14 protein-coding genes are annotated in these 14,703 nt (G+C 69.9%); 2 read left to right on the forward strand and 12 right to left on the reverse strand.

Annotated features, from left to right (window positions below):
* On the forward strand, positions 1–105 hold a 105-nt coding region (locus AU195_RS26485), incomplete at its 5' end, for a hypothetical protein (RefSeq protein WP_502687354.1).
* A gap of 57 nt (positions 106–162) precedes the next feature.
* Here AU195_RS26485 and AU195_RS16625 read toward each other — a convergent pair.
* The 10 genes from AU195_RS16625 to AU195_RS16670 are packed head-to-tail and all read right to left on the reverse strand — an operon-like array spanning position 163 to position 10,624.
* Entirely contained in the window at positions 163–1,074 is a 912-nt protein-coding gene (locus AU195_RS16625; protein WP_059160165.1) for an LLM class F420-dependent oxidoreductase, read from the reverse strand.
* A 29-nt stretch (positions 1,075–1,103) separates the two neighbouring features.
* On the reverse strand, positions 1,104–1,946 hold the full coding sequence (locus AU195_RS16630; RefSeq protein WP_059160205.1) for an alpha/beta fold hydrolase: 843 nt from the start codon (positions 1,944–1,946) through the stop codon (positions 1,104–1,106).
* 5 nt (positions 1,947–1,951) lie between these two features.
* A complete protein-coding gene (locus tag AU195_RS16635; protein WP_059160166.1) occupies positions 1,952–3,220 on the reverse strand; it encodes a vWA domain-containing protein in 1,269 nt (422 codons plus the stop codon).
* Positions 3,220–3,897, reverse strand: a complete 678-nt coding sequence (locus AU195_RS16640; protein WP_059160167.1) for an SRPBCC family protein — start codon at positions 3,895–3,897, stop codon at positions 3,220–3,222. Before AU195_RS16640 ends, AU195_RS16635 begins: the two co-directional genes overlap by 1 nt.
* A 16-nt stretch (positions 3,898–3,913) precedes the next feature.
* Complete coding sequence (locus AU195_RS16645) at positions 3,914–4,804, reverse strand: AAA family ATPase (RefSeq protein WP_082703089.1); 891 nt, start codon at positions 4,802–4,804, stop codon at positions 3,914–3,916.
* Entirely contained in the window at positions 4,791–5,561 is a 771-nt protein-coding gene (locus AU195_RS16650; RefSeq protein WP_059160168.1) for an XdhC family protein, read from the reverse strand. Before AU195_RS16650 ends, AU195_RS16645 begins: the two co-directional genes overlap by 14 nt.
* Before the next feature lie 2 nt (positions 5,562–5,563).
* The gene (locus AU195_RS16655; protein WP_059160169.1) at positions 5,564–7,954 is read right to left on the reverse strand and encodes an aerobic carbon-monoxide dehydrogenase large subunit; all 2,391 of its coding nucleotides are present in this window, start codon (positions 7,952–7,954) and stop codon (positions 5,564–5,566) included.
* Positions 7,951–8,526, reverse strand: coding sequence for a (2Fe-2S)-binding protein (locus AU195_RS16660; RefSeq protein WP_059160170.1), 576 nt, complete (start codon positions 8,524–8,526; stop codon positions 7,951–7,953). The genes AU195_RS16655 and AU195_RS16660 overlap by 4 nt, the downstream gene beginning before the upstream one ends.
* A gap of 2 nt (positions 8,527–8,528) precedes the next feature.
* On the reverse strand, positions 8,529–9,404 hold the full coding sequence (locus AU195_RS16665) for an FAD binding domain-containing protein (protein ID WP_059160171.1): 876 nt from the start codon (positions 9,402–9,404) through the stop codon (positions 8,529–8,531).
* A 59-nt stretch (positions 9,405–9,463) separates the two neighbouring features.
* Positions 9,464–10,624: an XdhC family protein gene (locus tag AU195_RS16670; protein WP_059160172.1), complete on the reverse strand. Its 1,161-nt coding sequence runs from the start codon at positions 10,622–10,624 to the stop codon at positions 9,464–9,466.
* Positions 10,625–10,659: 35 nt separating this feature from the next.
* On the opposite strand from AU195_RS16670, the gene AU195_RS16675 reads away from it, so the two are divergent.
* Positions 10,660–11,616, forward strand: a complete 957-nt coding sequence (locus tag AU195_RS16675; RefSeq protein WP_059160173.1) for a LysR family transcriptional regulator — start codon at positions 10,660–10,662, stop codon at positions 11,614–11,616.
* Between the two features lie 5 nt (positions 11,617–11,621).
* Here AU195_RS16675 and nhaA read toward each other — a convergent pair whose 3' ends face one another.
* Positions 11,622–13,463, reverse strand: coding sequence for a Na+/H+ antiporter NhaA (gene nhaA, locus AU195_RS16680; RefSeq protein ID WP_059160174.1), 1,842 nt, complete (start codon positions 13,461–13,463; stop codon positions 11,622–11,624).
* Positions 13,460–14,623 (reverse strand): glycoside hydrolase family 76 protein, encoded by a 1,164-nt coding sequence (locus AU195_RS16685; protein ID WP_059160175.1) that lies wholly within the window; start codon positions 14,621–14,623, stop codon positions 13,460–13,462. Before AU195_RS16685 ends, nhaA begins: the two co-directional genes overlap by 4 nt.
* Between the last annotated feature and the right edge of the window lie 80 nt (positions 14,624–14,703).

Genomic DNA, 14,703 nt, shown 5'->3' on the forward strand with positions numbered 1-14,703 from the left:
AATCAGCCCCCACCCACGGTCGCCCCCTACCGAGGTCCCACCGGGGAACGCGCCGACTGGTGGTGGTACCCGCCATATCAACCCCCACCACCAACCCACAACTGAGCTGAAAGTAGTTGACGCTCAGCGGCATTCGCTGCTACCGCATCACCGCTGCGCTGCCTACTTCTTGAGCCCCAGCGCATCGGCGAGTTCGCGTAGCGCCGGCCGCGGATCGGCCATCGGGTTGTCGCCGAGCACCTGCAGCACCACGTGGTCGGCGCCGGCGTCGAGATGCGCCGTCACCGAGGCGGCGGCCTCGTCGACCGACCCCATGCCGACGATCCCGCGGGCAAGCCGGTCCGACCCGCCGCGCACCAGGTCCGATTCGTCGAACCCTTGGCGCAACCACGAATTACGGTAGTTCGGCAAGCCGCTGTAGACGTCGAGGTGCTGGTGCGCGCGACGCAACTGGTCGGCATCGTCCCCGCCGATCGCGACAGCCTGCTCTGACACGATCCACTTGTCGGGCCCGAGGATGTCGCGAGTGGTGCGGGTCTGCTCGGGCGTGACGAGGTATGGGTGGGCGCCGTCGGCGTGCGTGCCGGACAGTTCGATCATCTTGGGGCCGAGCGCGGCGAGCAGCGGGGCCGGCCGCGGCGCGCCGGGCTCGATCGCCTCTGTTACCGCGGCCATCTTCTCGAGGTAGGTGCGCATGGTCGCCAGCGGTTTCGCGTACGTCCCGCCCATACCGTGCTCGACCAGCGGGGCGTGGCTCACGCCGAGCCCGAGCACGAAGCGGTTCGGATGCAGCGCACCCAGCGTGCGGCCGCCGGTCTCGGCCGCCGAGGGCAGCCGGATGTGGATGTTCGCGATGCCGGTGCCGATCACCAGGCGGTCGGTCGCGGCCAGGAACGCCGCCGACTGGGTCAGGCACTCCTTGCCCGTCACCTCGGGGATGAACAGCGAGCCGAAGCCGAGCGCCTCGATCTCGCGCGCGACGTCCTGCGCGTCGGTGATCGACCAGGTCTCGCTGGCCCACCAGACACCGATGCGCGCGGGGAATTCGATGGTCGGCCTGCTGGATTCGCTCACCGACCCAACCTAACCGGACCGCGAGGAGGTCAGGCGGTCGGGTGGGCGGCGAACCACTCCAGCATCAGCCCGGCGAGCTCGTCGGGGCGTTCCTCGGGGATCCAGTGCGAGGCACCGGACATGACCTCGAAGCGGTACTCCCCGGAGACGTAGTTGGCGGTGTCGTAGGCGCCCTTGGCCAGCAGCGCCGGGTCGTTGTCGCTCCAGACGAACATCGTCGGGACGGTGATCTTGCCGCCGGTGGCGCGCGGATCCATCAGCGGCATCCCCCGGTACCAGTTGATGCCCGCGGTCAACGCGCCCGGTTCGAGCATCGCGGCGATGTCGCGTTCGGCGCGTTCTGGGGTCTGTCGGAAGCGGGTCAGCCAGCCCTTCGCCAACTTGCCGCCCTGCCCGAGCAGTACCCGCTCCGGCAGCCAGGGCAGCTGGAAGAAGTACATGTACCAGGACGCCAGACCCTGTCTGCTGGTGGGAATCGCCTTGAGGAACGCCCCCGGATGCGGCACGGACACGGGAACCACGGTGGCGAGCCGCTCGGGCATCTCCGCGGCGACGCTCCATGCGACCGCGGCGCCCCAGTCGTGGCCGACGAGGTGGACGCGCTGCGCCCCGCTGGCGTCGATCAGCGCGCCGACGTCGGCGACCAGTTCGGGGATGCGGTAGTCACGGCGCCGCCTCGGCCGCGCGCCGGGCGAGTATCCCCGCTGGTTCGGCGCCAGGCACCGGTAGCCCTGCGCGGTGAGCCGCTCGATGATCGCGTCCCAGCTGCTGTTGCGCTGCGGGAATCCGTGCAGCAGCACCACCACCGGACCGTCGGCCGGTCCCTCGTCCCGAACGTCGAACACCAGCCCGTCGCGCCGAAATTGATCCATGGCGCTCAGCATGGCATCCGGTGCCGGGCAGCGGGCCGACTTCGCCCCCGCATCCCCGCCCCGGATCGGTCGCCGGATGGCGAGGATTCGCCGAGCACCTCGAACAGGTCCCGAAGCGCGCTGATCGAATGGGCCGGCATGAACTCATCGCAGAACGGCAGCGCCGCGGCCATCGAGCCGGCCAGCGGACGATAATCGGCGTGGGCGGCGCGCGGATTGAGCCACACCACGCGATACGCCCGGCGACGAACCCGGGCCAGCGCACGCACGAGGACGTCCGGAGCGTCACTGTCCCACCCGTCCGAAGCGATGATCACCACCGCCCCGCGCAGGACGGCGCCGTGGGGACCCGACACCAGTTCGCCGATACTGCGCCCGACGTGCGTGCCGCCGTAGCGGTCGGCCACCGTCTCGTTGGCCCGGGCCAACGCCAGCTCCGGCGACCGGTGGGACAGGACCGCGGTGAGCCGGGTCAGTGAGGTCGAGAACGCGAACACCTCGGGTCGGAGGCGGTCCCGTCGCATCATCACCGCCCGCATGAGGTGGAGGTAGACCGTCGCGTAGGCCTGCATCGAGCGGCTGACGTCGCAGATCAACACGATGCGGCGGTCGCGGTGCCGTCGACGGGTGCGGGTGAGCCGGATGGTCTCCCACCCGGTGCTGCGGGACGCCCGCACGGTGCGACGGAGGTCGATGCGATCGCCGCGCGGGTGCGCTCGACGGCGCAGGGTGCGGCGGCGCGGCCAGTAGGGCGAGGCGTCCTCCAGCCATTGGCCGAGCAACCGTAGATCCTCGGGTTCGAACCGGTCGAACGGCTCGTCGGCGCGCGCGATGATCCGGCTGGGCAGCACGTCGGGCAGCGTGATCGCGCCCTCCGATCCGGCGGCCGCGCGGATGTTCGACGGCCGGGTGATCCACGGCAGGCCGTCGACATCCTGGGGCGCACCCTGCCCGGGCCGGGCTGCCGGACTGGACGTGACCGGGTCGGTGGACCGGTGTTTCATCCCGGGCGGGTCGAGGCCCAGCACGGCCTCTGCGAACACCGCCTCGAAGACGCGGTCGAACGTCTCGAGATCGTCGGCGCGGTTCACCAGGGTCAGGCGCGCGGCCCAGTACAACTCGGTGCGCCGGCCGGGCCGCAGCGCCCGCATCGCGTGCACGAATTCCGCCGGCCCGCTGGCCGATACCACCACCCCGCCGCCGCGCAGCCTCGCGACCAGGGCGACGGCGAACGCCGCCAGATCGACTCCGCGCAGCAGCAGGGGTGCGCTCATCACCGACGTCGGCGCCGCGTCACCACCAGCAGCACCAGGAGCAGCAGCAGCGCGCCGACGGCGGGCGGACCGTACTTCTTGACAGCACCGCCACCGGCGAGGTCGAGCAGGTCGATCGGAGGCGCCTCGACCGCCTCGACCGGCGCGGCCGGCGCCACCGGCTGCCCGGGCGCGTCGCCGTCGGCGGCGCCCGTGGGGGCAGCGACCGCCTGGCCGGCGGCGGGCGGTGTCGCCTCGCCCGCCAGCTTGGCTTCCAGCGATTCGACGAACTGGCCGAGCAGCTTCTCCGACACCTGCTGCAGCATGCCGCTGCCGAACTGCGCGAGCTTGCCGACGATCTTCAGGTCCGTGTCGACGGTGACTCGGGTGTGATCGCCTGCGGGGTGCAGTTGCGCGGTGACCGTGGCGGCGGCGTTTCCCGTGCCGCGCGCTTCCTTGCCGCGACCGTCGATGACGGCGCGATGCTCGGCCCGGTTCTGCTCGACGAAGTGCACCTTCCCGTTGAACTCACTGGTCACCGGTCCCACCTTGACCTTGACCTTGCCCATCACGTCGTCACCGTCGCGCCCGGTCATCGACGCTCCCGGCATCAGCGGGATGACCTGCTCGAGGTCGGTCAGCACATCCCAGGCCCGCTCGATCGGCGCACTCACCGTGAACTCGTTGGCGATCTTCATCGACTTCCTTCCTGCCTCATGTCCAACTGTGGTCGACGAGCGCATCGCGCAGAACGGCACGATCGTCGGGCGTCTTGGCCAGGGCGCTGAAGCCGGCCAGCACGGTGTCGGTGGACTCGACGAGTTCGGCCACCCCCAAGGTGACCAGGGCGGCCACCCAGTCGATGGTCTCCGCGATCCCCGGAGGCTTGTCCAGGTCGAGATCCCTTGCGACACCGACGAATTGCGCAGCCTGCTCGATGAGCGCGGTGGTCGCGCCCGGCACGGTCCGACGGAGGATGGCCACGGCCCGTTCCGGCTGCGGATAGTCGATCCAGTGGTACAGACAGCGCCGCCGCAGAGCGTCGTGCAGATCGCGGCTGCGGTTGGAGGTGAGCACGGCTATCGGCGGCGCAGCGGCGACGAAAGTGCCGATCTCGGGAACCGTCACGCTCGCCTCGCCCAGGAACTCGAGCAGAAGTGCCTCGAATTCGTCGTCGGCACGGTCGATCTCGTCGATCAGCAGCACCGGCGGTGTCGGGCCGGAATGCCGCACGCACCGCAGGATGGGCCGGTCAGCGAGATACTTCTCGGTGTACAGGTCGGATTCGGTGATCTTCTCGCCGCGCGCCTCGGCCAGGCGGATGCTCAGCAGCTGCCGCTGATAGTTCCAGTCGTAGAGCGCTTCTCCCGCGGTCAGCCCCTCGTAGCACTGCAGCCGGATCAGGGGTGCGCCGACCACGTCGGCGAGGGTCTTGGCCGCCGTGGTCTTCCCCACCCCCGGCTCACCCTCGAGCAGCAGCGGGCGGCCGAGCGTCGTCGCCAGATAGATCGCGGAGGCGGTACCGGTGTCGAGGAGGTGGTCCCGCCGGTCGAAACGGGCGATGACGTCGGCGACGTCGGCGAAGGGTGGGTCAGTGGCAGTGATGATGGTCCTCCGCTGCGCCCACCTCGGCCACCCGCGGCGCCGCTGTGTCGACGTGGATGGCCGCGATCAGTTCCGCCGCAATGGACACCGCGATCTCGGCCGGGGTGCGCGCGCCGATCGGCAGACCGACCGGGGTGTGCACCCGCGCCCGCTCGACGTCCGTCAGGCGCAGGCCGTCGAGCACCGCGGCACCGCGCACCCGGCTGGCCACCAGCCCGATGTAGCCGACACCGGCATCGAGTGCGGCACGGATCATCTCGGCCTCCGGTCCGCCGTGGCTGGCGATCACGACCGCGGTGGTGTCGGCCAGCTCACCGGCCGAGCGGGTCACCTCGTACCCGAGGACGGCGCACACCTCGGCCAGCGCCTCGGCGATCGGCGTGGCGCCACAGATCCGCACCAGCGGAGCAGGCACCTGCGGGACCAGGAAGATCTCCAGGGCTCCACCGGACAGGCACGGGTTGACCACGACACACGCGCCGGGGGCATCGGGGAAGTGCACGTCTCCGTCGGGCAGCACGCGCAGCAGTACGCTCTGGTTCGACTGCAGCGCCCCGAGCGCCGCCTTGCGCACCGAGTTCTTCGCGCACTCACCGCCGACGAAACCCTCGATGGTGCCGTCGGACAACAGGATCGCCTCGTCGCCGGGGTGCGCCGACGTCGGCTGCTGGGCCCGCACCACGGTGGCGCGGACGAACGGGGTGCGCGTACGCAGCAGCTGCTGCGCGCGGTCGTGCATCGTCGTTGCGGATCTCATGATCAGATGGGCGGAGTCGGCCGGCCCTGCATGGCCTCCCACACCCGCGACGGGGTCAGCGGCATGTCGGCGTGGCGAACACCGAACGGCGCCAACGCATCGACGACCGCGTTGACCACCGCGGGTGGGGAACCGACCGTGGCGGACTCACCGATCCCCTTGGCGCCGATCGGGTGGTGCGGGGACGGGGTGACGGTGTGACCGGTCTCCAGGTTCGGCACCTCGAGGGCGGTGGGGATCAGATAGTCCATCAACGACCCACCGAGGCAGTTGCCCTCTTCGTCGAACGCGATCATCTCCATGAGCGCCATCCCGATCCCGTCGACGATGCCGCCGTGCACCTGACCTTCGATGATCATCGGATTGATCCGCGTGCCGCAGTCGTCGACGGCGAGGAAGCGCCGCACCTTGACGACCGCGGTGCCCGGATCGACGTCGACCACGCAGAAGTAGGCACCGTACGGGTACGTGAGATTCTCGGGGTTGTAGCAGATCTGGGCGTCCAGCCCACCCTCGATGCCCTCCGGCAGGTCGCCGGCGCCGTGCGCGCGCATCGCGATGTCCTGGATGGTCACCGACGCCGCCGGGTCGCCCTTGACGTGGAAGGCGCCCTTGTCCCACTCGAGGTCTGCGACCGACGCCTCCAGCATCCCCGAGGCGATGATCTTCGCCTTGTCCCGGACCTTGCGCGCCACCAGCGCGGCCGCCGCGCCCGACACCGGGGTCGACCGGCTGCCGTAGGTGCCCAATCCGAACGGGGTCTGGTCGGTGTCGCCGTGCACCACCTCGATGTCGTCGGGCGGGATGCCCAGTTCCTCGGCGACGATCTGGGCGAACGTCGTCTCGTGGCCCTGCCCCTGGGTCTGTACCGAAAGCCGGACCACGGCCTTGCCGGTCGGATGTACCCGTAGCTCACAGCCGTCGGCCATGCCGAGGCCCAGGATGTCCATGTCCTTGCGCGGGCCGGCGCCGACGGCTTCGGTGAAGAACGCCATCCCGATGCCCATCAGTTCGCCGCGCTGACGTTTCTCCGCCTGTTCGGCCCGCAGCTGCTCGTAGCCGATCATCTCCATGGCCTTGCGCATGGTGGTCTCGTAGTCGCCGGAATCGTAGGTCCAGCCGGTCTTCGACCGGTACGGGAACTGCTCGGGCTTGAGCAGGTTCTGCAGCCGTAACGTGGCGGGGTCCATCTTCAGCTCGTAGGCCAGGCAATCGACCAGCCGCTCAACGAAATACACCGCCTCGGTGATGCGGAACGAGCACGCGTAGGCCACCCCGCCGGGTGCCTTGTTGGTGTAGACGGCGGTCATGTGGCAGTACGCGGCCTCGATGTCGTAGCTTCCGGTGAACACTCCGAAGAAACCCGCCGGATACTTCGTCGGCGCCGCAACACCGTTGAACGCGCCGTGGTCGGCGAGCACGTTCGAGCGGATGGCCAGGATCCTGCCGTCGCGGGTGGCGGCGATCTCGCCGACCATGATGTAGTCGCGGGCGAATCCGGTCGAGGTGAGGTTCTCGCTGCGGTCCTCCATCCACTTGACCGGCTTACCGAGCAGCAGCGAACCCACGATGGCGCAGACGTATCCGGGATAGATCGGCACCTTGTTGCCGAAGCCGCCGCCGATGTCGGGCGAGATCACCCGGATCTTGTGCTCGGGCAGCCCGGCGACCAGGGCGTACAGAGTGCGGTGCGCGTGCGGCGCCTGGGTGGTCGACCACAGCGTGAGCTTCCCGCTGACCGGGTCGAGGTCGGCGACCGCCCCGCAGGTCTCCATCGGCGCGGGATGCACCCGCGGGTAGACGATCTCCTGTTTGACCACGACGTCGGCCTTGTCGAACGCCGCGTCGGTGGCGGCGGCGTCGCCGGTCTCCCAGTCGAAGCAGTGGTTGTCGGTCTTGCCGTCGAGGTCGGTGCGGATCACCTCCGCATCGGGATCCAGCGCCCGACGGACGTCGATCACCGGGTCGAGGGGTTCGTAGTCGACGTCGATCAGCTCGACCCCGTCCCGGGCCGAGTAGCGGTCCTCGGCGACGACGAAGGCCACCTCCTGGCCCTGGAACCGCACCTTGTCCGTGGCGAGTACGGCCTGCACGTCGTTGGACAGGGTCGGCATCCACGCCAGGCCCTTCTCCGCCAGGTCCGCCCCGGTGACGACCGCCTTGACCTTCGGATGCGCCTGCGCGGCCGAGGTGTCGATGCTCGCGATGCGCGCGTGCGCGTACGGGGAGCGAAGGATCGCCAGGTGCAGCATGCCGGGCAGCTGGACGTCGTCGACGTAATTGCCGCGCCCGCGGATGAAACGCGGATCCTCCTTGCGCAGCATCCGGCCGTATCCGCACGGCTTCCTGTCGTTGTCCGCCTGCGCCTCGGGGCGCTCCTCCACCGCCGTCATGATGGGCTTCCTGTCTCGATGAGATGGTCACCGGCCACCGGGCCGAAGGTGTCGTCGGTCTGCGCCTGCGGCGCGAATTCGTCTGCGGACGGGGCCGGTTCGACGACCCGGCCGCGCGCGTGCTCGGCGGCCCACTGCACCGACCGCACGATCGTGGTGTATCCCGTGCACCGGCAGATCTGCCCGGAGATCGCTTCGCGGATCTCGTGCTCGGTGGGATCGGGGTTGCGGTCCAGCAGGGCGCGGGCGGTGATCATCATGCCCGGGGTGCAGAATCCGCACTGCAGGCCGTGGCACTGCATGAACCCTTCCTGCACCGGGTCGAGCGTCCCGTCGACCTCGAGTCCCTCGACCGTGCGGACGTCGTGGCCGCCGGCCATCACGGCCAGCATCGTGCACGACTTCACGGGTTCGCCGTCGACCAGCACCACGCAGGTCCCACAGTTGCTGGTGTCACAGCCCCAGTGAGTTCCGGTGAGCCGCAACTGATCCCGCAGGAAGTGCACCAGCAGCATCCGCGGTTCGATGTCGGCGCCCACCTGCTCGCCGTTCACGGTCATGGTCACCTGCATGCTCAGGCCCTCTCTCGGATGCGCTGTACCGCGGTGCGCAGGTTGCGGACGGTCAGTTCGGAGGCGAGGTGGCGCTTGTACTCGGCGCTGCCCCGCACGTCCGAGTCGGGTGCGCACGCCTCGGCGGCCCGGCGGCCCACCTCGGCGAACGTGTCCTCGCCTGCGGTCCGCCCGACCAGTGCCGCACCGACGGCGGCCAGCGCCTCGGCATCGGGGTTCACCGCGGTGAGGCCGATGCGGGCGGCGGTGATGGTGTCACCGTCCAGCGTGACCATCGCCCCTGCGGCCGTGACCGCCCAATCACCCACCCGACGTTCGACTTTCGTGTAGGCGCTGGAGGTGTTCGGTGTCAGCGGTACACGCACCTCGATCAGGATCTCGTTGTGCGCCAACGACGTCTCATACGGCCCTTCGAGGAAGTCGTCGATCGGTATCTCGCGCTGGCCGGACGGCCCGCGGGCCACGCAGACCGCACCGAGGGTCTGACAGACGGTGGTGAGGTCTTCGGCCGGGTCGGCCTGACACAGCGACCCGCCCAGCGTGCCGCGGTTGCGGACCACCGGGTCGGCGATCATGCGTTCGGCGTCGGCGAAGATCGGGCACGCCTCGGCCAGCTCAATTGATTCGAGGACCTGCCTGTGACGCGTCATCGCACCGATGTGCACGGCCTTCGCGCCGACGGTGATGTAGCCCAGTTCGCGGGTCAGGTCGTTGATGTCGACCAGGTACTCCGGATTGGCGATGCGCAACTTCATCATCGGCAGCAGGCTGTGCCCGCCCGCGACGATCATCGCGCCGTCCCCGAGCCGGTCCAGCAGGCCGATCGCGTGGTCCACGCTGGTGGCTCGTTCGTATTCGAAGGGACCGGGGACCTGCATGTGACCGCCCTCACAATTCGTCGGAAGGGCCTTCAGTGTCAGCCCGCCCGACGCGGGCGTCAATACCGGGTTAAGGAATCACTTAACTCACTGTCTTTGCCCTGCTCGTGGTGGATCCGGCCGTCGGTGTCGGTGAGCCTGCGCCCGGTTCCGCCCCACCGGACGGCGATGATCTCGGCGGCGATCGAGACCGCCGTCTCCTCGGGCGTGCGGGCCCCGATGTCGAGGCCGATGGGGCTGGCCAGCCGGCCGAGTTCGGCGTCGGTGAGACCGGCCTCGCGCAGCCGGGCCAACCGGTCGGCGTGCGTGCGGCGCGACCCCATGGCGCCGATGTAGGCGACGTCGGGCAGTCGAAGGGCGACCTCCAGCAGCGGGACGTCGAACTTGGGGTCATGGGTCAGCACGCAGATGACCGTCCTCGCGTCGACGGCGCCGGCCTCGACCTGTGCGGTCAGGTAGCGGTGCGGCCAGTCGACGACGACCTCGTCGGCGGTGGGGAAGCGGGCGGCGGTGGCGAACACCGGCCTGGCGTCGCACACCGTCACCCGGTAGCCGAGGAACGATCCCTGCTGCGCCACGGCGGCGGCGAAGTCGATGGCGCCGAACACCAGCATCCGCGGTCGCGGGGCGTAGGCCGCGACGAACACCTCCATGCCCGCACCGCGCCGCTGGCCGTCGGGTCCGTAGGTCAACACCTCGTTGCGACCGGCGGCCAACAGCCCTCTGGCGTCGTCGGTCACCGCCGCGTCGGCCCGCGGTGATCCGAGCGTGCCGCTCGCAACGTCGGGACGAACCACCAGGCGACGCCCCACCCGGGTGGGATCGGGGTGGGCGATGACGGTGGCCAGCGCGACGGGACGGTGCGACTCGATGTCCTCGACGACGGCGTCGAGGTCGGGGAACGTCGCCGGTGAGACGGGTTCGACGAACACGTCGAGAATGCCGCCGCACGTCAACCCGACCGAGAAGGCGTCGTCATCACTGACGCCGTAACGCTGCAGCACCGGTATCCCGCTGCCGACGACGTCACCGGCCAGTTCGTACACCGCGCCCTCGACGCACCCGCCCGACACCGAACCGGTAACCGTGCCGTCGGGTGCCACCACCATCGCGGCGCCGGGCTGGCGCGGGGCCGACCGGAAGGTGCGCACCACCGTCGCCACACCCGCCGTGCCGCCGGTCCGCCACACTGCTGACAGGGCGCTCAGCACGTCTCTCACGCTGCCCAATGTAGGCCCACCGTAGGCTGCACACCGTGACACCCGCTCAGCTCCGGGCTTATTCGGCGGTGGTGCGGCTGGGTTCCGTGCGCGCGGCCGCCGAGGAGCTCGGCATGTCGGACGCGGGCGTCTCCGTGCACGTCACGCAGTTGCGCAAGGAGCTCGACGATCCGCTGTTCAGCCGGACGTCGGCGGGGTTGGCGTTCACCCCGGGAGGCCTTCGGCTCGCCAGCCGCGCCATCGAGATACTGGGGCTTCAGCAGCAGACCGCGATCGAGGTGACCGAAGCCGCCCACGGCAGACGGTTGCTGCGCATCGCCGCGTCGACGATGTTCGCCGAACACGCCGCACCCGGCCTGATCGAGCTGTTCTCCTCGCGAGCCGACGACCTCTCGGTGGAGTTGTCGGTGCATCCGACGAGCCGGTTCCGCGACCTGATCGAGTCACGGGCGGTCGACATCACGCTCGGCCCGGCGCCCGCCGACCCGGGGCCCGCGCTGGTGGTCCGCCCCTTCCTCAAGTACCAGATCATAGCCGTCGCCGGCCCCGAGAACACCGCGGGCCGGGGCGTCCAGACAGCTGAGCGACTGCGGGAACAGGACTGGATGCTGGGTCCGTCGGCGGGCAGCGTCGACGGTGAGGTCGCCACGATGTTGCGGAACCTGGCGATCCCGGAGTCCCGGCAGCGCATCTTCCAGAGCGAGGCGGCTGCGCTCGAGGAGGTGCAGCGCGTCGGCGGTCTGACGCTGACCCTCGGTTTCGCGGTGTCGAAGGATCTGTCGTCGCGGCGGCTGGTGCAGATCAAGGGCCCGGGCCTGCAGTCGTCCGGGGAGTGGTTCGCGTCGACGCTGACCCCGGCGGCGCGCCAACCGGCGGCCTCGGAACTGGTGCGGTTCATCACCACACCCCGCTGCACACAGGCGATGATCCGCGGCAGCGGCGTCGGGGTCACCCGGTTCAAGCCCAAGGTGCACGTCACGCTCTGGAGTTGAGGGGGCTAACGGCCCGCCTCCAGCGCGCGGATCAGGCTGGCCGCATCCCACGGCCCCTTGTGGCGCTTGCCGTTGACGAAGAACGTCGGCGTGGAGTTGAGGTCCATCACCTCGGCGTCCTGCGCATCGTCGCGCACCCGGTGCAGCACCTTCGAGGCGTGGACCCGCACGTCCTGGTCGAACTGCTCGATGTCGAGTCCGACCGCGACCGCGTAGCGGTACATGTCCGACCATTCCAGATCGTCCTGGTGGGCGAACAGTTCGCGGCCCATCTCGAAGAACTTGCCCTGCAGCGCGGCGCCCTCGCTGGCCCGGGCGGCGTCGAACGACCGCGGGTGCGCGCGTTCGAGCGGGAAGTGGCGCCACACATACAGCAGGTCGTCGCCGAAGTGGGCACGCACCTCGTCGATGGCGCCGGTCGCGCGGCCGCAGAAGGGGCACTCGTAGTCGCCGTACTCGACGAGGACGAGCGGGGCGTCCGGATCGCCCCGGATGTGGTCGCGGTCCGGATCGACGTCGCGCACCAGGGTGAGCCCCACCGGTTCCGGCGGACTGACCCAGTCGGTGAGCCGGAACAGCGCCCAGCCCAGCGTGAACGCCAGGACCGAGGCGATCAGCACGCCGACGCGCGCTTCGTCCTGACGGGCCGGATCCTCGATCGCGACGTCGACGATGAACAGCGAGATTGTGAAACCGATCCCGGACAGCGCCGCTCCCCCGGCCACCCGCCGCAGTGACAGACCCGGCGCGAGCTGCCCCCAGCGGGTGGCGCTCACGAGTGCGGTGGCCGCGGTGATCCCGACGAACTTCCCGATCACCAGCCCGGCCACGATGCCCCACGTCAGCGTCGAACCCATTGCGGCGGTGACGGTGTCCTCGTCGAGGTGCACGCCGGCGTTGGCGAGCGCGAAGATCGGCAGCACCACGAACGACACGTACGGCCCGACGGCCGCCTGCAACCGCTCGTTGATCGAGATCGATTCGCGCAGACCACGGGTCACCGCGCGGGCGTACTGGGGATTCGGTGACTGGCGGAACGCCCGGACCAGGTCGACGGTCTGCTCGACCTGTCTGCGCTCGGGAGTGAAGACCGGGATGAGCACCGCGACGGCCACACCGGCCAGCGTCGGGTGCACGTGCGCGAGGTACAGCGCGATCCACAGCGCGAAACCCAGTACGGCATAAGCGGGTCCGCGCAGCGTGGGCAGCCGGCGCACCAGGGCCAGCGCGGCGATGAGCAGTGCGGCGACCGCCAGCGGCCCGAGTTTCAGGTCGTCAGTGTAGAACAGCGCGATCGCGCCCAGGGCACCGACATCGTCGACGACGGCCAGCGTCAGCAGGAAGATCCGAAGGCGGGCAGGGAATTTGGGTTTGATCACCGCCAGCGCTCCGACGAGGAAGGCGGTGTCGGTGGAGATGACCACACCCCACGCCTGCGCGTCGTCCCCGGAGGGGTTGAAGGCGAGGAAGATGACGGCGGGCACGATCAGTCCGGCGATGGCCGCCACGACGGGCACCGCGGCCCGCGACCGGTCGGTCAGTTCACCGATCACGAACTCGCTCTTGACCTCCAGTCCGACGATGAAGAAGAAGAACGCCATCAGTCCGTCGTTGACGAGGTGCTTGACCGACAACTCGGCGCGGTACTCGCCGAAGCTCACCGCGACATGGGTGTCCCAGAACGTCGAATAGGTGTCCGCCCAAGGTGAATTCGCCCACAGCACGGCCAGCACGGTGAAGGCCAGCAGCAGCGCGGCGGCGCGGTTGCCGGTCGAGCGTGGGGTCTTCGGGTCCCGGCTGAAGCGGCTGGGCAGCGAACCGATGGTGCGTGCGGGCGCCTCGGTCACGTCTCGGTGGGTCCTGTTTCGGTTTCGGCAGGCCCCCCGCCGGAGGGTTGATCGCTGACCGAGTGGGCGGCCTCCATGAGCATCCATCCCGAGAGTTGCACGGACAGATCGCGCTCGGGGATCTCCGAGGCGTTGACCGCGCCCTCGACGGATTCGGCCTGCCGGCCGACGGCGGTGGGCAGTTCCGCGGTGCGCTCCCAGGATGCGCCGAACAGCGGGAGCCCATCGACGGTCTGCCGGTTCACCCACGCGGCCTCGGCGGAGGTGAGCACCAGCCGTCGTGCGGTGTCGCGGGCCGCGACGTCCTCGGCCGTGTCGCCCGGGAGCGTGGTGGCGACCAGCGCGAGGTAGCGGGCGAGGATGCCGTTGAACAGGCCACCGTCCCCGCCGCCGGTGCCCTTGATGGTCCCTTCGGGAGCCATGTGTTCGGCGACGGCCCCGACCAGCCGGTGCACCCGCAGGGCGTGCTCTCCGTCGCCGATGCGGGCCGCGAGCTCCGTTTCCAGGCCGAGGACCACGCCCTGGCAGTAGGTGTACTGCGCCCGCACGAGCGATCCACCCTTGATCCCGTCGAACACCAGATGGGTCTCCGGGTCGATGAGCACCTCGTCGATCCAGTCGGCCATCTGCTGGGCGCGCCGCAACCGGTCGCCCTGGGCGGTGACGTATCGGGCGAGGAAGATCCCGGCCGGGCCGTTGGCGGGCGCGTTGAAGAACTGGTCCTGTTTGCGCCATGGGATGCCGCCGCCGTCCTCCGGCACCCAGGAGTTGAGGAACTGTTCACTCAGCGTCTCGAGCGCACGGGGTTTCGCCACCCCGGCAAGCCGGCCCGCGCGCTCCAGGGCCAGCGCCAGCCACGCCATGTCGTCGTAGTAGTCGTTGGTCCAGCGGCCGATGTTGCGCAGGCGGTGCGCGCGGATCTGCCGGACGATGCGCCGCCGGCGCTCCTCATCGGGTGCGCGGACCTGCGCGTCGACGAGGCAGTCCAGCAGATGGGCCTGCCACCAGTAGTGCCACGTGCGGAACTGCTTGTGCGGTCCGGCCGCCGGCCAGGCCACCACACCGAGCTGTGTGCCCGGCAGCCCCCAGAGGCGTCGCAGATGCCGTTGGGTGATCGCCGCCTCGGCGCTGGCCGCCCGGTTGGCCCACAGCTGATCCATGGGTCGATCCTGCCTCACCGCTCCCGTCGCGGAAACCGGTCCGCACAGAAGTGATGAGACAAAAGTGTCTCAGATGAGAT

Origin of the sequence: Mycobacterium sp. IS-1496 (assembly GCF_001499995.1) — a bacterium.
Lineage (GTDB): Bacteria > Actinomycetota > Actinomycetes > Mycobacteriales > Mycobacteriaceae > Mycobacterium.